Below are 18954 nucleotides of genomic sequence, written 5' to 3' on the forward strand. Positions count from 1 at the left end.
CAATGCCCCCTCTAATCTTAATAACGTTAATTTTATCATATTCTACAGTAAGAATGATGGTTTCAACAAAAATTGTACGTTTTTTTCGTTTTTCAATTCATATATCTGAATTTTTCTACAACAACAGGTTGTAATTGTTTTCCTTGTAGCGCTTCCAATACTGTATCTTCAAGTAACTCCATACGAGCTACCATTGAGTTCGGTTTTTTCTCTGGTGCATCTTGGCCAAATGGTACAAAGTAGATGTCTTTTGTAGCCATTAGGCGCATGAGGTTGACTCCAACAGGGTGATGACAATATAAATATTTCTTTTTTCTTCTATTATATGTCCATTTCACAGGCTGTAAATTTATTTTCATTTCCAAGCATGTATATCACCTTCTTCATTAATACACTAAATGAATTCCACGGTAAAGATAGGAAATTTGTATATCTAACATTTATAATTTATGTTATGGTACAATATGTTAATTAATTACAATACTTTCTAAAAGGGGAATACATAATGAAAGCAACGAAACTCATAGCATTAACAGTTCCAGTTCTATTATTGTTCGGTTGTGGGGTAGGAGATAAAGATTCTACTCCTAAGACTGAAGAAGCTAGTAAAGCAATGTTAAAAACTAAAATATCTGAGGAACAGTATCCAAGTCATATTTACGAGCAATTATTAGAGTTTCAATTTAAAAAGGATAACATATTAATAGGTTTAGGTAACGCACAAAAAGGTGATGAGAAGTATAAAGAAGTATTTAAAACAGTAGATGCTATGGATGAAGCTTTAGACAGAATGGAAAACATAAAAGTACCTGATAAGTATAAAGATACCCATAAACTTGTACTAGAAGGTGTTACTGACGCAAGAAAAGGGACAAAGTTTATACTAGACGCAAAAGGTAAAGATGCAAACGAAGTTAGTTTAGCTATTATGAATAGTGTCCCTCATATGTCAGGTATGGATGGAGAACAGTGGAGAGAAGCGGCTTTCCAATTAGGTAAAGAAAACAAAGATGCTATGTCTAAGGTGATGGATAAGAAAGTAAAAGAACTCCAAAAGAAATAAGGTAACTTGAAATTATACATACAATCATACGACTGAATAAGGGGTAATAGAAAAATGAAAGCAAAAAAACTAATATGTTTAGCACTTCCAATAATGTTATTAGGAGTGGGTTGTAGCACATCAAAAGACCATTTAAAAGAATCAGTTTCAAGTGAAACTACTACAGAGCCCTCTACAGAAACTGCAAGTGCCGAGTCTACAAAATATGAGAATGCCTTATATGAATTAGAAGGTGAATGGTATAAAGCTGAAACTTCCAGAAATAATGCAGTTGTTGGTGACGCTAATTACAAGGCTGCACTTAACAAATTAATGGAACTATCTTTTAAATTCGAAGAACTAAAACCTGATAGTAAGAGTGAAGAAACCCATAAAAAGATAGTCAATTCAATGGAGCTTATGCGAGAAGGTATAGAGTTACAACTAGCAAACATGAACAATAAAAGGAATAATGATTATTCCAAAGCTGAGTCTAAGATGATTGAAGCAACTTCTATTCATTCACAAGCCTTTCGTAAATGGCTTGAAGTGGTAGCCGATAAAGAGGCTTTAGAGACTGCAAACAAAGAGGTAGATAAGATACACAAAGAGAAAGACGAGTTAGAGAAAAAGGAGAAGACTGAGGAAGCAAGCAAAGAGGTAGTAAGGGAAGAAGAGTCAAACAAGAAAGTAGTGAAAGAATCAGTAATTAAAGAACCAGTAATTAAAGAATCAGGAATCAAAGGGACATTAAGTGAAGAACGAGAAAATAAAGATAAAGACATGATAACAGAGGTTCATGCCCCATTAAATATGGGACAGTATAAAGAAAAGATAGATACACTTAATAAACAGTTTATAGATGCGATACAAGCTACACAACCAATAGTAGCAAACGATACAACATTAAAAACAAATCAAGCGGAGTTAAAGAAACAGTTTGAAATAGTAAAGGAACAACTTAGGAAGTTAAAAGATCTCGCCCCTCCTAAAGAGTACGATTACTACCAAACTCAACTAAGAGACGATGTGAAAGCAATTGAAATGACAATAGACCAAGTATTTGTAGGTTTAGACGAAAAAGATGATGAAAAGGCTGTGGGAAATTTTCAAGCCATATTTAAGTATATAGCTACTATGAATATGACACTAGACGAAATAAGCAAAACAGAGGGTTAATTCTTAAAGAAAAAATAATACATACTTGATATATTATTTGATTTAGGGGGCATCTCCATGAAGGTTGTACGCTCTATATTTAAAGGTTTTCGTTTAATGGGTTTGATTGTAAAACCAATACTTAAAGCATTATCTAAAAGTAAATTTTAAATCTCATAAAAATAAAAATCCCCTTTTGCATATGAGTGCACAAGGGGATTTTTTCAAATTAATCTATTCGTTCTACAGATACTGGTTCATAGATAAATAAGAAACGGTACCTTTACACTAACATCTATAAAGATGAAAATCAATATATAAATACCTACCTATAGAATCAGGTAACATTTTTATTCGTAAAACTATTCTTTTGTATTATTTCAAATACTCGTACCACCAGTTTCTTTCGTCCATCCAAGCTGTAATTTTATCAAGTTCACCATTTGGTAAAACTTCAGTTTGTAAATACGCTAAACCAGTTAATGGATCAGAGACAACTTTCCCTTTTGTTCCACGCTCATTCATAGCGTTTACGACTTCCTGGACCAATGAAATTCCAAAACCACCAGATTTAACATATTGATAGCCAACATTAGCAATAGCTTGTTCTGGCTGTTTCTCTTCTGTAAACCAAGCTAACGATTTGCTACCAATTAGAGAATTCAAATCACACTTGCCGATACCAGGTACATTACCAGTTTCAGAGTACTGCCAAATATCACAAGGGTATGCTGGTTTATTCCCTCCATAGCGTGGAATCCATACGAAATCACAATTAACATTTGCCATTCCGAATGGAGCATACATATGATGACCAACGTATAAACCAACTTTCTGAGCACCTAATCGGCGTAGTTCATCAATAAATGCTTGTGTGCCCGCTCTCATATCATTCATTGTTTTTACTTCAACATCCGCTACCCAGACTGTCGCATTCTTATCACCGCGATTCCAGAAATCACGAGCTTCTACTTTTGCATCTTCTATAGAAACAAAACGACAGAATGCATAGTTACCAAACGGAACGTCATGCTGCTTCATAGCTTGTACATAGCCTTTATACAATGGATCCACATAATTTGAACCATCCTGCACACGAGCGATGATGAAATCAATGTATTGCTTTGCTATAGGCCAGTTAATGTCACCATTCCATTTTGAAATATCAATAATATGTCCCATTACTTAACATCTCCTTTTCTATCTTCTTGTTTTTGTTTACCGCCTAAAATCTCAACTGCATTTGTTAAAGCTTGTGGGAGCGGAATCCCCATACGACCAGCATTTTCTAAAAGTGAAAGTAACTCATTACCCATGAAGAAGAAAATAGTCGCTTCACGAATAGCGCTGTTACTTCCAAACACTGCATCTAATTGAGTTGCAACCCCAACCAAAAGAAAAAGCACCACCTTTTTGGCGATGCCTTTGAAACCAACTTTACTTTTTAGTTCTCCGTTATATCCTGCTGCTATCATGCCAGTTAAATAATCAATAACTGCCATTGTTACTAAGATTTTCAATGTTGCATCCCATCCTCCCAAGAAATACCCACAAAAGCCACCGAATGTAGCTATAAATGTTTTCATTAATACATCAATACGATCCATCTTTTCATCTCCTTATTTACAATAAAAAAGAGAGACACTTGTCTCTCTTTTCTCAAAAACCATTTAATTGTATTAATCCAATTGAGTTTATTTATCTGTTTTATCAAGATCATCCGATAATTTCTTCAAAATATCATGTGCTTCTTTCTTCTCTTCATCTGTTAATTTAGCATTCCTACTTTTCGCTTGCAGTGATTTAAGTACTTCCATGTATGTACTATCTTTAGTACATACATTGTCTGTATAAGAGTCTCCAATAGCAATTAGTGAATGATATGTATCATTCATATTAGTTCCTCCCGTTGCCCTAACATATAAAGTCCCATCTTTACCCAGAGTCATAGAACTATTTGAAAAGTTATCTATTATAAAGTACGTCTTTGGGAGCCTCCATTTAAGCGTGCCATCTGGGTTTATTGCATATACTCCACCAACGCCATTTGTAGTAGTAATATAAACTACGCCATTTTTATCTATTATTGGCGCCCCCTTAAAGCTATTAGCAACATATTTCCACTTCAATGTATAGTCTGGATTATAGGCATATAAACCATCTGCTCCACTGACATAAATTGTTCCATCTTTAGAATTAATAGCAGGAGCAGAAAATGCATATGAAGGGTTGTACGGATGCCATTTCCATTCTTTTATTAAATCCCCATTTTTATCAAACACATAAAACTTACTCCCGCCATTAATATATATTTCATCATTTAAGCCAAGAGTAAATCCGGTATTACCTCCATTACTCCAAACATATTTTTTCCATAATTCTTTTCCGTTCTGGTCATGAGCATAAAGATAATTAGTCTCGCCACTTGTAACTACAGTATAAATTGTCCCATTTTGTGAAAGCATCGAAGAAAGTACGTTGTTTCTCCCACTAAAAATTTCATTTGACCCCCATTTCAGTGTTCCATCAGGGGTATAGGCCTCTAATCGATGCCTCCCGTTATTATGTACGTAAATAGTCCCGTCTTTACCTAAAATTGGTGTTTCAACAGCATTTATTTTAATCTGCCATTTAATTGATCCATCTGGACTCAAAGCTGTTAATAGAGATTCACCAGGTACATAAATAGTCCCATCTTCTGCTATAACTGGTGAACCATACATCGTAGTTAATTTATCTTTAATCCATTTTGTTGAACCGTCTTTATTAAAAGCATATAATTTTCCATTTACATTACCTATATAGATTGTACCGTCACGACCAATTGCCGGCTGATTACCAAAAGTTTGATAACCGCCGGTTTGATACTGACCACTATAATCATAACCGTCTTTTGCATAGAGTTTATTTTCCCATTTTACATTAGGTGTTTCTGTTCCTGCATAAGGAGAGTTTCTGTTCCAATGTTGCCCGAAGGGAGCTTCTGCCTCTAAATCATATTTACCTTGTTCAAATTGTTTCCCTTGTGTGTTAATGGTCTCAGCTTTGGTCATTGAATTAGGATGTACCCCTACCATCAATGCAAACAGAAGCATCATTAACATAAACTTCTTTTTCATGATATACCTCCTAAATGTGATATTAAATTACACAACAATAATATCATATTTATTATATATTACAATTAATTATCCTAATACTAAAAGAGCTGATATAAATAGCAATAGAAAAAAGACCAGCTATCGCTGCTCCTGATCTGTTTGTGTTGTATTTTCAATTGTTGTTGAAGTTCCTTCTTGTGGTGGGCGTTGGCCAGTAAATGCGAAATAGTCCTCTGCACAAAGTTTCTTTTTACCGAAATTTGTTTCTAATTCATATAAGCGTGCACCGCGTTTACATATTTCGCACCTTGTTGCGATCCGGAAACAAATTGTTCCATCAGACATTTCCCTCCACACTTCAACTTTATTACTTCCTCTTGATATACCGGCGTTATCTAACATGTCGAACGGTATTTTCAATACTACTCCATCATCCGCACGCTCGAGATCAACCAGACGTCCTAGAAATGGAGTCCCTTCATTGGGTTGTACTGGCATGCCTTGTAAATCTTTGTATTGTTCCATGATTCTTATCTCCTTCCTATTTTCTATCCAAGCGCATTAAAGTGCCATCCGTTTGAATTGTTTACATAAAAACCAATACCACGGTTACCGTCTACAAATCTTATATGCCCCCAGCCTTGGAACTGATTTCCCCCCAGGTTAACGCCTTGCACCGCTCGTATGTTGGTTAAGAACTTAACTTCTTTTTCTGTTGATATATCGAACGTTTGACCATCAGGTGCCGGACCTATGTTGTTATTTACACTACCTACAGCAATTGAATTAAACGGCTGAAGACCAGCGGCTCTTTCTGCTGCCGCTCGATCCCAGTTATACATAGATGCATATTTACCGCTGTATAGTGTTACACCTGATACACAAACCGCTGTTTGTGCACCAGTTATTTGTCCATTTGCAGAACAGACTTTAATAATAAGTGCATGTTCTTGTGGTTTATAGTTTGTTGGTACCTTAAAAGTGAATGAATATCTTCTGATTTCTCCATAAAAAATACTTGGCTCAGGGAAGTCAATTTTTTGTTCATTCCATATGTCATAGGAAACATTATCCCTAAACTTAACACAGCATACATGCAAACGTGGTTTCGCTGTCTTACGTACACCATTTATCATAGATGCTCTAAAATGTGCAGATAATGTATATTCGTTTCCTGGATGTATCCCATTGTTAACCACTGCTTCTGGATAGTTGTACATATCTACCCTTGCTGCATTAACCATTTGTTCGTAATCAAATACAGATGTATTTTTTTCTATCACTACATTGCCCTGCGACTTCCAAGTTAAACCATATCCACCTTCAAACCCATAGTAATCTGCATTTCCTATATTGTTCTTTCCAACACTAGAAAAATCGGAATCTGCTATTAAGTTTCTTCTTGATACCGCAGTTGTTTTTGTTCCCCATTCGTCTTGGAATAGGAAGTCTAGCATTTTAACAGTTACACCATTTTTATCAATGGTAATTTTATCACCATTAACGTTTATGACATTCGTATCAATACCTTTTGCAGTTAACCATTTCACCATTGTATCTGCATTAATATTTACCTTTGCAACATCAATTACTAATTTTTCCGATGATAAATTAATAGCTGCAATGATATTTCCTTTTTTAACTTCTGCCAGAATTCCTTCATCTAAAACTTTAATCTTAGATCCAGTTTCTTTTACATAAGCGGCATAAGTCTCATTAATAAATTTTTCTTGTTTATTCGAGGTTATTTCAATGCCGTCTGCTGTAGCTTTTATTTCCCTCTCAATGTCCGTTACTTTTTTATTGTAATCCTCAGTTGCTACTCTATCAGCTATATCTTCCAACATCTTGTCAACATCAGTTTGATCTTTCGGATGTAACCAAAATTCACTTGCTATAGTGCCACGTTGCAACATAGGTGCGGCACACCACAAACGCCCATTTCTTGTAACATAATAACGCCATCTCACGAACGATGCATTAGCAGGTGCTTGGTCTGTACATACAGCACGAACCCACGTATTATTTACAACCTTGACATTAGCTCTAGCTGTTTTAACACGAGTTTTTTTGTCAGCAGTCCACCATTCAATTTCAATAAATGCACCGCCACTATCAATAGGTGTTTTCCCGTCAGTATTGAAATAACCTGATGCAACAAATTCCTCGTTAACTTGACACTCAATGAATTGACTTGTTAGACCCCACCAACGATCTTGAGTCTGTCCAGTAACGGTAATTGAGAATGTATTCATACCTTTGTATTTTAAATTTGTATCAACTGAACCAACAGCCCCATTACCATTATTCCAAATCCAGTATTTCTGTCCTAACTTAAAATCAGTATCACGCAACTCATTGACAGTACCTAAACCACCTACATAATCCTCAACATCTTTCTTTTTCATTGTTAACTTCAATGCTTCGCTATGTTGACCTATTGTTGTAGTAGCCTCGCTAAGCGTCTTTCCTTGCTCAGTTTGTGTTTCCTGTAATTTCTTAACACTTGCAGTTGTTCCTTCTGCATTCTTTTCTACAGTGTTAACACGTTCACTAAATTTGCCTTGTGTTTGTTCAACTGTTTTAATACTTTCTTTAATACCGTCCACACTTTTTGTAATCTCAGTTGTTTTCTTAGTGAATTCCTCATTTGTTACTTGGTTTTCTGGAGCTGGTGTCCAATCTTGCGGTTTGTTACCTTTGTACAAAGCAACCCATTCTACAGTAGCTTTTGTGGCATTACTTGGATAGTTATATAAACTTAACTTTCGTTCATTTCCACCCGTAGCCGCAACAGCTTTAAATGTCACATAAGTAATTCCGCTGGCATAAATGCTTGTTGCATATCCAACATTATTTGAACCATCATTCTGCCAAATTCCAAATTTCTGACCTTGTGAGACACTCCCTTTGATTACAAAGATATATTCCTCACCTGTAGAGAAATTTTCAGTCGAATTGTATTGATTGATTAAATAATCCGTTTTTTCATATTTAACATTTGAATCTAATAGAAGGTTACGCCCTCCTGCTTTATCGTTAGCAACCTTCTGTTCTACGCTCTCTAATTTCTCACTGATTTTCCCAGCTTTTTCTGTAATTTCAGTTGTGGTTTTCTTTAAATCATTTGTTGTTTGCTGCACCTCAGAGATTATCTTTTTTGTACCTTCGGAAGTCTCTACTACTGTATTTAATTTTTCAGTGATTTCACCGTCTTTTTTTGTTAATAATTCAATAGATTTAGTAAAACCTTCATTGGTTTGTTTCATTTCAGAGACAGTTTTATTAATTCCACCTTGGGAGCTTTGTACACTTTTAATAGTTCGAGAAACCTCTTGAAGATTTTCATTTACTACATTAAATTGTCCAGCGGTTTCGTTTTGTGCTTCTTCCACTCTCTTATTTAACTCTTCTTTTGTGGACTGAATATCCTTATTGACCTGCTCCAGTGTCTCTTTCTTTACTGCTTCTACATCAGGAATCAGCAATTCCCACCCGTTACCGTTCCATATTTTTAAAATACCAGGTTTCCCGTTACTAATATCTCGCCATATTGTTTTACCCGCTTCCAATCCTGTAGTCGGCGCTGTTTTACTTTCAATGATAGTCGTTTGATAGTTCTTTATGTTTTCTTGTATTTTTTCAGCAAGTTTTTTTGCGGCTTCAGATTCTTTTTGAGCATTGTTAGCTGTTTCAGCCGTTTCTTTAACAAGTTCATCCAGCCTGTCTAATAATTCTTGTTTATCTCCTAATGAAGCAAGAATTTTATTGTATAACTTCCTTAATTCTTCGTTAGCATCCACAATTTCACGATAATCACCAAACACATATTTATCTTGTGTAGGATCAGTAAAAGATTCATCACCAGCAATTACTCTTGCTTCTAAATACAGTTTTGGTTTAAAACCTGTATCTTTAATTCGGATTATATCTCCTTCATTAATCAGCTCATGAGCTAATCCAAATACACGCCCAATACTTTGCGCTTGAACATCATATATATAAGATGTATTTATACGTTTGGCCATTTCTATTTTCATGAGAGTTAAAAGGCGTTGTGGCGTTATATCTTCTTCTGTTTCTGGAGTATAAAAGCCAAATTTATATTGACCACGCTCATTCCATCGCTGAAACGCATCATTGTCTACGAGATAAGGGACTCCATTATTAATACTAGAGATGGTTATAAAGTCCCCACCTTCTTTTTTCACGAACCCTAATAGGGCTGTACAGATGTTTTGGGAATTCTCAATTCGTTTGATACCCATCAAATCTTTACCAAGAGTTACTTCTTTACCAGTATCACGCCCTCGCTTCTTCACCATATCTACATAACGGCCTACAATTTGAGAGCCTACAACTTCCGCACGGTATTGGATTTCTAATTCGAATAAGGACGCAATATCTTTTAAAAATTTTAATGGATTTATAAATTCATCAATCGTCATCGTGTGGAAGCCAGCGTATTCTGTTTTTCCTCTTTTCCACTTCGTACCCACCAGAGCCATATCGATAAACTCATTGACTGTTTTACCTTCAATCTTCTGCGGGTTGATTATGCCAGCCTTCGCTAGTTGAATCCATTCACCAGATGCATAAGCAATAATGGATCTATCATCTGAATTTTTTTCAGTTTCAGTAATGACATACGGAACAATCCGTCCATCCCTTACCTCTTTTAAAACTAAATTTTGCTGCATGAGTGTAGCTGCATGATCTGTATTATCAAATACTTTCAACTCTAATGTATCAATGTTATTTTTTATCTCCCAATGTCGTTTATCGTCCCAATAATCTTTTGATTGTATATTGGAAACGATTTGACTTGTTTTAAAATCAACAACATGTAAAATTCCGCTTGGTGTCCTCATCTAAATCGCTCCCTATACGTTACTTTGGCTGTTCCGACAGTGGAAGGCATGATTTCTAGTTTATTTAAACCCTTATGAATAACAGGATAATCACTAAATATATCTTTTAGATTAATAGCACTCTTACCATTTATCGTGACAAGACTTCTCTCTGTATCAATGACTACTTTATCTCCAACATCGAAAATATACGGTGGATTATCTTGTGTATTCATATTGACTTTCCATATTTTCAAATCATCAATAGACATGTTTTGACAGAACATATTATTCGAGAATTGACAGACACTAATTTGAACCTGTGCAATTTTAGTCATGTTTACATTATTTTCATCTATCCACACGACAAAGCGTTCTGAATCATCAATTTCCGTACCATCTTTAAACCTTGAAATATAAGCTTCCCATCTATTCCCTGTTCTCGCTAACCACAATCGACCACGATATTGATTCCAGGTATTAGGATGGTCGCCTGTTTCGTTAATAAATACTTGACCACTTGGCTTTTTTCGATTTCCAACAGAAGCAAATCCACTATTCTGCTCAGCTTCCCATTGAACATCACTCATAGATATACGAGCAACATAATCGCTATTTTCATCAAGAAGCCCAATTTCTACGCGTCCCATTTGATCCCACTGTAAGCTTCTTACTCCAACATACGCTTGCATAATAAAATCCTGTAATGGCCCTTGTGGAATATTCTTTTTGGCTATGCAACCATGCCATCCTTTTACTGTAGGTTCACCTAGATATTCAGCCATAAAACGATATCCATCTGTTTTAAACTTCCCTCCACCCTTCATATCTTCTGTTTTAGGAACATTTGTCCATCCCACAGTAGTTGACATTTCATCCCACAATACTCGCTGATTCCTTTCAACAGGAACTTGATCAGCTTTAAGCGGATATCCAATGCGAAAGTAATTCGTTCCATTCCATACATCAAGAAATGTGGAAGGTTTCGTTACTTCGATTTCTAAAAGTGGATTAGATTCCACGCTTCCCTTGTTTTGAACATTCGCTATTAACCCACGCCCATCCATTTGAAATTCTACCGTTCGAGTAGGTCCTAGTTTATAAGGCATTGGACAAATAAATTTAAGAACGCCCTGACCAAGTGTTACAAATTCATCTGGATCAAAACTATCATCCACAACTGCTAAATATGTTCTATTTGGTTCTACATCAAAAATAAGCTCTGTTGGTTGATCTGTTATTAACCAATCTGCAATTTCTTCTTTCAACGATTCTAAATCCGAACCATTAGGGACTATAATTCCTACAGGAATAGATAAGATACGCATTTCTGTTTGTGTGTTTAATAATCTTGCACCAGGATAACCAGGAACACTTAGAAAGTTTCGTTTCAATGGCGCCCAAGTAGGTCTTTTCCATCCTTTTGAAATTTGGACAAATTCTTTACGTTCATTGTTAAAGGTAAAAGAACTCATTTTGACACCTCATTTCTCTATAAAATAAAAGAAACTCAAACCTAAAAGGCTGAGTTTCTGTTTGCTTCTCTATCTTGATATTCCGTTGTGTATTTATATGTCCCATGGGCCACATCTCTACCCTCTAAAATCACAGGTACTTCGATCACTAAACCGCCACTTTGTGTTGGAATAGCTCCATTGCCATCCGATTGTCCAGGTGAATAATTGAATATCTGATTTGTAGGACTATTTGTCATAGCTTGTCTGCTATTTGACATGCTTCCATATACGCCACTTATGACAGTCTTTAACCCTGCTAATTGGCTTGCAGAACTAGCCATCATACGGCTCATGTCACCCATTAGTTGATTTATGTCTCCTGGCATACTAAATTGTTCTTGTGGCATGGCCGCTACGATTCCAGCACCAATAGCTCCAAGTGTCTTTTTGTTTAAAGGTAAAACGGCTTCATCCCCAGCTTCACCAGCACCTTGCAAGTTTCCGCCATTCATTCCAAAGATAGTCGGTTTGGTGAAGATACCACCTTTTGCTCGCCAATCTATATCGAGTCCAGATGGAAATGTAATATCTTTTCCTAAAACATTTTTTGTACTTGTTTGTAAGCTGAAATGTGGAAGAGGTGGCATTTCAGGTTTAGGGATTTTCAACTTTAAACCTTCAAAGAATCCCTTGATTTTCCCAATAAACTCTTCTACCTTACCAACCGCTTCTTTGATTGGATCAATAATATTACGTTTAGCCGCATCAAATTTTTCTTTCGCTGAATTATATAAGTCGGTAAATTTTTGCTTGGCTTGATTATACGCTTCTGTTACCGGATCAATTACATATTTTTTCACCAAATTCCAAGCTGTAAGTGTATAAGATTTTATCGTTTCCCAGTTACTTAATATCCAATTTGCTAGGTCACCAAGCTTTTGCTTGGTTGCATTCCACAAGTCTTGAACAGGTTGGATAACATACTGTTTTATCAGATTCCAAGCCACAAGAGTATAAGATTTAGCAAGCTCCCATTGCGAACCTAACCAAGATATTAAATCTCCGAATTTTTCTTTTACAAAGTTCCAAATATCTAGGACGGGCTGAATAATATATTGTTTAAATAACCCCCATGCAATTTGTGCCACAGCTTTTGCGATTTCCCATTGTGTACCAAGCCAAGTAACCAATTCGCCAATTTGTTTACTTACCCAATTGTAAGCATCTTGGATTGGCTGAATAATATACTGACTTATAGCTGCCCATGCGATTTGCGCTCCTGCTTGAATAAGCAGCCAACCTGCTTCCAAAACTGTTGCCATAAATGAAATGATTGGATCTAAAACAGTAAGAATGGTATTCCAAGTGTCTTGCCAAGTTTGTACGAGTGTTCCCCACAGTTCAGAAGCTGTTGTAACTAAAGATGTCCACCAAGAGGAAGCTGTTTCAGCAATCCCAGACCATAGATTACTAAAGAATTCTCCTATCGGATCAAAGAAACTATGCATCATTTCAGTGAATGAAGCCCAAGCTCCAGAAAAGAATTCAACAATAGAATTCCATGTACTACTACATATTTCACCTATACCTGTCCACAAATCACTAAAAAATTGACCTATCGGATCAAAAGATGAATGCATTGTTTCTAAAAATGAATTCCAGGCTTCGCTAGATGATTGAACGATACCGTCCCAAAGTTCTATCAAATATTCTTTAATAGAATCCCAGGCTTCTATGGTCCAATTTTTTATATCGTCCCAGTTTTTATAAATGGCAATTCCTATAGCTGCTAAAGCTGCTATAAGAAGAGGAATACCGGCAACAAGTCCAGCTGCTGCTAAAGCTCCAATCTCAAAGAAGCTCATGACTGTCATGACTATAGGAGCAAGTGCAATAATTGCACCTGAGATTATACCAATAGCCATTGCAACAGCTGTTAATGTGGCTGCTAATTTAGGATTGTTAGAAATCCATTCTGCTACTTTAGAAATAACATCAGCTATAACACTAAGAACAGGTTTGAGTGCAACTTGTAAATCTTGCATTGCTTTTTGAAACTTAACTGCTGGACTTGTATCCATTTTTTTTATGGATTCATTTAATTTATCCTGATTCTTCTGGAAGTCTACTGTTTTTTCTGAAGCGTTTATTAAAGTATTAGTTAAATTTTGTCCTTGGTCTTCAAACATAGTGGCTAGAACTTTAACCCCTACTTGATTCTTTTTAACAGGATCTTCTATTCCTTCTATCGCTTTAGCTACTTCCACCATAGCTTTCGAACCGTCACTTCCACCTTTAGCGACAGCTGCACCCCATTTTTCTATTTGTTCAGTTGCAATGCCTGATCCATCAAGTGCTTCTTTTAAAGCTTTATCCGCACCTTGAGCAAATTCAGTTAGTTGGATTCGCCCCTCCTTCAGCCCATCTAACATGTTGTCGATATTCCAACTACCCGTTTCAACCCCCGCTTCCATAATCGCTTGGACTTCTTCAGCTTTAAAACCTGCACGAGTCAGCTGACTTCCGTATTCGGCAATGATATCTAGTTGCTCTGGTGGAAATCCCATTTTTAACAACGCATCAACCATACCAAGAGCACTTTCTTGAGTTATCCCTAATTCACTACCTATTTCGTATGTTTCTTGAATTAATTCTGTAAAATCTATTCCTTCATATGATTGCGCGATTGTTGCAGCTCCCTTTACTATAGATGCATTCGCTTCATCACTAATGTCTTTATTTAAAGCCCATTGTCTACGTACACCAGCAAGCGACTCTTCAGCATCCACCCCATAAGCGGTTACGCCTCTTATTGCTTCTTCCACTAATTTTTTAGAGGACTCTGGAACATCGAATGTTATATCAATCTTAGTTTTCAACTTTGACATATCCATTGCTTTTTCAATCGCAGTTGCAATACCACCACCGGCAGCCATACCACCTATGACGTTTTCTAATCCTACCTTTAGTCCTTCAAACTTCTTCTCTGTTCTTCCGGCTTCTTGCTGTAAATCTCTTAATTCATTTCGCACTTGTTGTATTGAGTTTCCAGCATCCACAGATCGAAGAGCTCGTTGTAATTTCTCAATATCAGCTTCTGTTCCTAATGCTTCTCGGCCGATAATTCCAATTGCTTGTTCTAGCTGTCTACTTGTAGCCGTTCCACTTTTAATTGCATTCACAAGACGATTACCTAATGCACTAGCAAAATCATCAACGCTTTTCCCTGTAGCGTGGAATAAAGTTTCTAACTGCCTGGTTGAACTTGCTACACTTTCCTGTTCGGCCTTCATATTACCAAGTTTGTTTTTTAAGCCATTAAGTGACCCTTCTGTAAATTCAATTTCACGCCTAAAAGCACGATATTGTTCTTCAGAAATCTTACCGTTTTGAAATTGGGCCTGTACTTGTTGTTCAGCAGCCTTTAACTTATCTAGTTTTTCAGTTGTATTCTCAATTTGTTGTGTTAATAATTTTTGTTTTTGCGCTAATGCTTCCACATTACCTGGATCAAACTTTAGCAACCGTTCAACATCTTTTAGTTCTTTTGCCAAAGAATCACTTTGCTTATTAACATCTTTTAGAGCATTTTGTAACGGTTGAGTATTCCCACCGATTTCTATCGTAATCCCTTTAATTCTTCCTGCCATATTTTCACCTCATTTCTTAGAAAGAATCGTAATCTTTTTGATTCGCTTTTCTTACTTTTTCTTTATCTGGATTTTCCATTTCAGCAAATTCAGCAATATAATCAAAGCAATCGCCGATTGTCATGGTTTCTAAATCCCAATACGTTAATTTTGCTTTATAACAAAGAGCAAGGAACAAATCAGTGGTTAATTCTTCATCACTGAATGTCCCTTGCTTTTCATCATTTCCTGTTATTTTTTTTTTGCTCCCATAGTGACTTGAACTAATTCCATGATTTCTGGCATGATTTCTTCAATTGGGAATTCTTCAAATTCATCCAACCACGTCATAGGATCAGAAATATTTGAATCAGCCGTTTTAGCGAATAACCAAGTCAAGTCATAAATAAGTTCAAAGTCCACTTTACTTATATCAACATTAGACATATCAATAGGTTGTTCTGATCCACCTGGCGTAGTTAACGCATTAATTGCTCCTAACCCCATCATATCTGCAAATAAATTACGTCTGAATTGCGCTTTATATCGTTTAACTGTTGCCGCTGTGCTTTTTAATCGAACTTGTTTTCCATCTATAGTAATTGTCTTTTCCATTTATAATTACGCCCCTTTTGGTGCTGCCGGTGTTTTTACATATACTTTTTTGTACCAGTCGTTATAAATTGCTTGTGTTGTTTTAGCAGTCGTTTTCGTTTTAACCATTGGTCTTCCACCAGGCGCTAAAACAATTGGAATAGAAACAAACTTCAGTTCATTTGTATTTGGTTCAGCAGAACTTGTTTTTGTTTTAGATGCAATCGTTGGACGACTCGCTGAACAGTTATACATAACATGACGGGTTGCTTTCACATCACCATCAAACTCAAATAACAAGGCGAATGGTTTTCCTTTTGCATCAGCTAATTCATTTAATACGCCATCCGTTTCGTCTAATTCCTCACCAAGTGCATCAATAGCAAATTGCTCTGGAATAGTAGCAATATTTAATGCTCCATCGTACCCTTGGTTATTACTTGCCGCGTAATAAAGCATGTCATCTGCATAGAATTCAATTAAATCACCGCGTGGCTCAAAAGTTAGTTCAACTCCACCGGGTAATGGAGTTGGTGTCCCGAATTTAACTAAAAAATCCTTAGTATCTAATGGCACATAATGTACATTTTTCAAACCGAATGTTACCTTATTTTCATTCATTTACATCAACCTCGTTTCATAAAATTTTTGATATATTTTTTCTGTTTCAATAATCCCTTCGAATGGCGAATCATATGGTATTTCATGATCGTCCAGGACTTGTTCAAGCTTGGCTTCTGCAACTGAATCTTTTCTATTTGTATAAAGCTCTATATTTAAATCATTTATCTTGTGATAGACCTTATTATCAGCCATGAGATTGGCTGAACCGTCCACAAGAAAGCAAATATAAGGTGGTGCTGGAACAGGATTAGTTGGTGTTGCTGTGAAATGCGAATAAGCCACAGGATAACCTGTAGCTTCAAGAATTTTTGTTAGTTCTCCTAATGTCATTGTTGAACCGCCCTTTCGATACGTTTTGGCAATTCATCAATTACATACTCTTCAACTGGACGAATATGAACTTGTGCTGGAACTCGACCACCACCGACTTTCGCATGTCCCTTTTCTAAAAGATGCGTTAATTGTCCTTGCGTATTATGAAGGACAACACCATTACCTTCTTTTTTCTTACGCCATCCTTTACGATAAGCACCTGTTTTTTTAGGACTATTTTGCTTTAATTTACCTACAGCAATATCGCCCACTTCATCAATTTCATTTTCTAAGTTTTCTTCTACAACATTTGCATACCTTTGTAATTCTCTAGCAATCTCACTAGTAAAATCATTCATATTAAGTATGCTCCTTTGCGATAATGGTCAATGTTTGATACATTTCATCATCATTCATTGGCGGTTCGATTATATCGAAGGTTCTATGTCCTGTTTTATCCTTCAAAATAATTCTCATTAATTCTGTAATTCCCGCTGTGTAAGGAATTACAAACCTATAAATTCGCGTGGACTGTGAAGCCGAAGCTTCAATGTACTCTGAACCTTTTATCGTTTTTATCATCGCCCATGCTGTTTTAACTTCTTGCCAATTACCAGTTTCAATTTCTTGATTTAATTCATCTTTTATTACTTCAGGCTGCTCAAAAATAATTCGATTTCTAAAATCACCTGTATTCAGTGGCTTTTTATACTGAAAAGGACGCATTTTATTCACCGCCCAACTTAATTTCTTCTAAAGCCTTTTCAATGCTTAAACTATTAATCTGACTTAAAAAATTCTTGTCAAAATACTCTAGAGCATCGTTATAAACATAACGAGAGCGTTCAAAGACTAATTCCTTGAACACCTCGTCTTTATTAAGGTCGTAATTACCACAAACCCTAATTAAATCTTTATTAGATGCAAATAAGATGCGTCTTAGGTTGTCGTCTTCATCATCGCCTAATCGCATCCTATCTTTGAATTGCTGTAATATTTCATTTGAAATTACTGTTTCCATTCACATCATTCCTTATTTAGTTGCTGGTGGTGTTTCCTCAAGGCTTAATGTGTAAACTTGTGAAGTATATTTGTCCTTCGGCTTACCCGTAGCATATTGTTTTGCAATATAAAGTGTTGCATCTTCTAAAGCTAATGTTTCTTCATACTTTTTAATTGGTTCAGTTCCACCCATCGCTGCAATATACTCTCCTTTAACAAAAAACAGCACCTTACCTTGAGGTACAAACACTGATTCTGTAGGAGTTGGATTGAACGGTAAGCTTGTCACATACACTCCAGCTGCATTTTGAATTGTTGCATTTGCTTGGATATCAAAAGTATCAAACGGATTTGTTACCATAACTACTTTCCCAGCAATATTTTTTGGTCTGTCTGCATCAGTTTTACCATCAGGATTTAGCTTTTTAGCCAGTAATTTAACAACTCCTTTTAATTCATTGATTGTTTTTCGACCTGGTTCAAATGTTAAAGTCCCTGCTGTTTTTTTATCTGGATATACTCCTCCAACAACACTCCCACTTGGATCTTTTAACAATCCGATAGGTTCATCTTTACCTGTACCAATTACGAATCCACGTTCTAAACCTACAGACATAGCTTCTGAAATCATTGTACGAACATAGCGTTCCACCCACACTGGACCAAGTTTAAGCATGTCATTTGCCAATGGGATAAATGCCGTTAATTTAAGTTGAGAGATAGACTCTTTTCGGAATGTAGCATTTAGTTGCCCTTTAATATCACCGAATAATGGTCCCCATACAGCTGCACCTTCTGGATCTCCATAGATAAATTCTGTCACAGCACCTAAGTTTTCTAATCCGATATGTTCTAACAACGGATGACCTTGAACTAAATCATCAAAAATCCGTTCTTGTGTTGTCTTAGGTAATGTTTCAGTATCTTTAAATCCACCATCTTGAACAACTGCATTAAAGAATTTCATTTCCTCACTTGTTAATACATTAGAACCACGAGACTGCATAATAGAACGGTCTACAATAGATTCATTGACTTGATTCAAGATATCTGAGCGGACATCTGTAGCAAGTGCCTCAATCATGGAGTTCAATGCTGCCGATTGTTCTTCCGCTGTACCATCCTGTGTTGCTTTCGCAAATGCTATTTTCTTATCTTCAAAATTATTAAATTTAATCACCATGT

The 18954-nt window shown here is 36.1% G+C and carries 16 protein-coding genes and 1 pseudogene; 2 read left to right on the plus strand and 15 right to left on the minus strand.

The genetic code is table 11. The features are described 5' to 3' along the window. Nucleotides 1-92: 92 nt before the first annotated feature. Nucleotides 93-281: pseudogene (gene spoVFB, locus JFT95_RS16305) on the minus strand (dipicolinate synthase subunit B); the annotation flags it as partial. A gap of 224 nt (nt 282-505) precedes the next feature. On the opposite strand from spoVFB, the gene JFT95_RS16310 reads away from it, so the two are divergent. Together JFT95_RS16310 and JFT95_RS16315 are read left to right on the plus strand one after the other, a co-directional pair. Continuing rightward, nucleotides 506-1063: a DUF7018 domain-containing (lipo)protein gene (locus JFT95_RS16310; protein WP_201052805.1), complete on the plus strand. Its 558-nt coding sequence runs from the start codon at nt 506-508 to the stop codon at nt 1061-1063. Nucleotides 1064-1117: 54 nt separating this feature from the next. Further along, a complete protein-coding gene (locus JFT95_RS16315; protein WP_201053704.1) occupies nt 1118-2221 on the plus strand; it encodes a hypothetical protein in 1104 nt (367 codons plus the stop codon). A gap of 354 nt (nt 2222-2575) precedes the next feature. Here the strand turns inward: JFT95_RS16315 and JFT95_RS16320 are convergent, their stop codons facing one another. The 14 genes from JFT95_RS16320 to JFT95_RS16385 form a co-directional block, all read right to left on the minus strand. After that, nucleotides 2576-3382 (minus strand): GH25 family lysozyme, encoded by an 807-nt coding sequence (locus JFT95_RS16320; protein WP_201038939.1) that lies wholly within the window; start codon nt 3380-3382, stop codon nt 2576-2578. Next, nucleotides 3382-3807, minus strand: a complete 426-nt coding sequence (locus JFT95_RS16325; RefSeq protein ID WP_201052806.1) for a phage holin family protein — start codon at nt 3805-3807, stop codon at nt 3382-3384. Before JFT95_RS16325 ends, JFT95_RS16320 begins: the two co-directional genes overlap by 1 nt. A gap of 87 nt (nt 3808-3894) precedes the next feature. Next, nucleotides 3895-5319, minus strand: a complete 1425-nt coding sequence (locus tag JFT95_RS16330; RefSeq protein ID WP_201052808.1) for an outer membrane protein assembly factor BamB family protein — start codon at nt 5317-5319, stop codon at nt 3895-3897. A gap of 120 nt (nt 5320-5439) precedes the next feature. After that, the gene (locus JFT95_RS16335) at nt 5440-5826 is read right to left on the minus strand and encodes a hypothetical protein (protein ID WP_201052810.1); all 387 of its coding nucleotides are present in this window, start codon (nt 5824-5826) and stop codon (nt 5440-5442) included. A 23-nt stretch (nt 5827-5849) separates the two neighbouring features. Further along, nucleotides 5850-10172 carry a phage tail spike protein gene (locus JFT95_RS16340; RefSeq protein WP_201052812.1) on the minus strand — a complete coding sequence of 1441 codons (4323 nt, stop codon included), beginning with the start codon at nt 10170-10172 and terminating at the stop codon, nt 5850-5852. After that, the gene (locus JFT95_RS16345; RefSeq protein WP_201052813.1) at nt 10169-11626 is read right to left on the minus strand and encodes a distal tail protein Dit; all 1458 of its coding nucleotides are present in this window, start codon (nt 11624-11626) and stop codon (nt 10169-10171) included. Before JFT95_RS16345 ends, JFT95_RS16340 begins: the two co-directional genes overlap by 4 nt. A 41-nt stretch (nt 11627-11667) precedes the next feature. Then, nucleotides 11668-15258, minus strand: coding sequence for a phage tail tape measure protein (locus JFT95_RS16350; protein ID WP_201052814.1), 3591 nt, complete (start codon nt 15256-15258; stop codon nt 11668-11670). 231 nt (nt 15259-15489) lie between these two features. Further along, complete coding sequence (locus JFT95_RS16355; RefSeq protein ID WP_078177845.1) at nt 15490-15852, minus strand: hypothetical protein; 363 nt, start codon at nt 15850-15852, stop codon at nt 15490-15492. Between the two features lie 6 nt (nt 15853-15858). Further along, on the minus strand, nt 15859-16452 hold the full coding sequence (locus JFT95_RS16360; RefSeq protein ID WP_201052815.1) for a major tail protein: 594 nt from the start codon (nt 16450-16452) through the stop codon (nt 15859-15861). Further along, nucleotides 16453-16785 (minus strand): hypothetical protein, encoded by a 333-nt coding sequence (locus tag JFT95_RS16365; RefSeq protein ID WP_002088092.1) that lies wholly within the window; start codon nt 16783-16785, stop codon nt 16453-16455. It lies immediately after the preceding gene. After that, nucleotides 16782-17126, minus strand: coding sequence for an HK97 gp10 family phage protein (locus JFT95_RS16370; protein WP_078177844.1), 345 nt, complete (start codon nt 17124-17126; stop codon nt 16782-16784). Before JFT95_RS16370 ends, JFT95_RS16365 begins: the two co-directional genes overlap by 4 nt. A gap of 1 nt (nt 17127) precedes the next feature. Then, the gene (locus JFT95_RS16375) at nt 17128-17493 is read right to left on the minus strand and encodes a phage head closure protein (protein WP_061688560.1); all 366 of its coding nucleotides are present in this window, start codon (nt 17491-17493) and stop codon (nt 17128-17130) included. Between the two features lies 1 nt (nt 17494). Then, entirely contained in the window at nt 17495-17788 is a 294-nt protein-coding gene (locus tag JFT95_RS16380) for a hypothetical protein (protein ID WP_061688561.1), read from the minus strand. Between the two features lie 12 nt (nt 17789-17800). Continuing rightward, nucleotides 17801-18952 carry a phage major capsid protein gene (locus JFT95_RS16385; RefSeq protein WP_078177842.1) on the minus strand — a complete coding sequence of 384 codons (1152 nt, stop codon included), beginning with the start codon at nt 18950-18952 and terminating at the stop codon, nt 17801-17803. Nucleotides 18953-18954 lie beyond the last annotated feature (2 nt).

Origin of the sequence: Bacillus sp. TH17 (assembly GCF_016651125.1) — a bacterium.
In the GTDB taxonomy this organism is placed as follows: domain Bacteria; phylum Bacillota; class Bacilli; order Bacillales; family Bacillaceae_G; genus Bacillus_A; species Bacillus_A mycoides.

Excerpts from the sequence above, each read along its gene's own strand:
- JFT95_RS16310 (WP_201052805.1), top strand. The coding sequence starts at position 506 with ATGAAAGCAACGAAACTCATAGCATTAACAGTTCCAGTTCTATTATTG.
- JFT95_RS16315 (WP_201053704.1), top strand. The coding sequence starts at position 1,118 with ATGAAAGCAAAAAAACTAATATGTTTAGCACTTCCAATAATGTTATTA.
- JFT95_RS16320 (WP_201038939.1), bottom strand. The coding sequence starts at position 3,382 with ATGGGACATATTATTGATATTTCAAAATGGAATGGTGACATTAACTGG.
- JFT95_RS16325 (WP_201052806.1), bottom strand. The coding sequence starts at position 3,807 with ATGGATCGTATTGATGTATTAATGAAAACATTTATAGCTACATTCGGT.
- JFT95_RS16330 (WP_201052808.1), bottom strand. The coding sequence starts at position 5,319 with ATGAAAAAGAAGTTTATGTTAATGATGCTTCTGTTTGCATTGATGGTA.
- JFT95_RS16335 (WP_201052810.1), bottom strand. The coding sequence starts at position 5,826 with ATGGAACAATACAAAGATTTACAAGGCATGCCAGTACAACCCAATGAA.
- JFT95_RS16340 (WP_201052812.1), bottom strand. The coding sequence starts at position 10,172 with ATGAGGACACCAAGCGGAATTTTACATGTTGTTGATTTTAAAACAAGT.
- JFT95_RS16345 (WP_201052813.1), bottom strand. The coding sequence starts at position 11,626 with ATGAGTTCTTTTACCTTTAACAATGAACGTAAAGAATTTGTCCAAATT.
- JFT95_RS16350 (WP_201052814.1), bottom strand. The coding sequence starts at position 15,258 with ATGGCAGGAAGAATTAAAGGGATTACGATAGAAATCGGTGGGAATACT.
- JFT95_RS16355 (WP_078177845.1), bottom strand. The coding sequence starts at position 15,852 with ATGGAAAAGACAATTACTATAGATGGAAAACAAGTTCGATTAAAAAGC.
- JFT95_RS16360 (WP_201052815.1), bottom strand. The coding sequence starts at position 16,452 with ATGAATGAAAATAAGGTAACATTCGGTTTGAAAAATGTACATTATGTG.
- JFT95_RS16365 (WP_002088092.1), bottom strand. The coding sequence starts at position 16,785 with ATGACATTAGGAGAACTAACAAAAATTCTTGAAGCTACAGGTTATCCT.
- JFT95_RS16370 (WP_078177844.1), bottom strand. The coding sequence starts at position 17,126 with ATGAATGATTTTACTAGTGAGATTGCTAGAGAATTACAAAGGTATGCA.
- JFT95_RS16375 (WP_061688560.1), bottom strand. The coding sequence starts at position 17,493 with ATGCGTCCTTTTCAGTATAAAAAGCCACTGAATACAGGTGATTTTAGA.
- JFT95_RS16380 (WP_061688561.1), bottom strand. The coding sequence starts at position 17,788 with ATGGAAACAGTAATTTCAAATGAAATATTACAGCAATTCAAAGATAGG.
- JFT95_RS16385 (WP_078177842.1), bottom strand. The coding sequence starts at position 18,952 with ATGGTGATTAAATTTAATAATTTTGAAGATAAGAAAATAGCATTTGCG.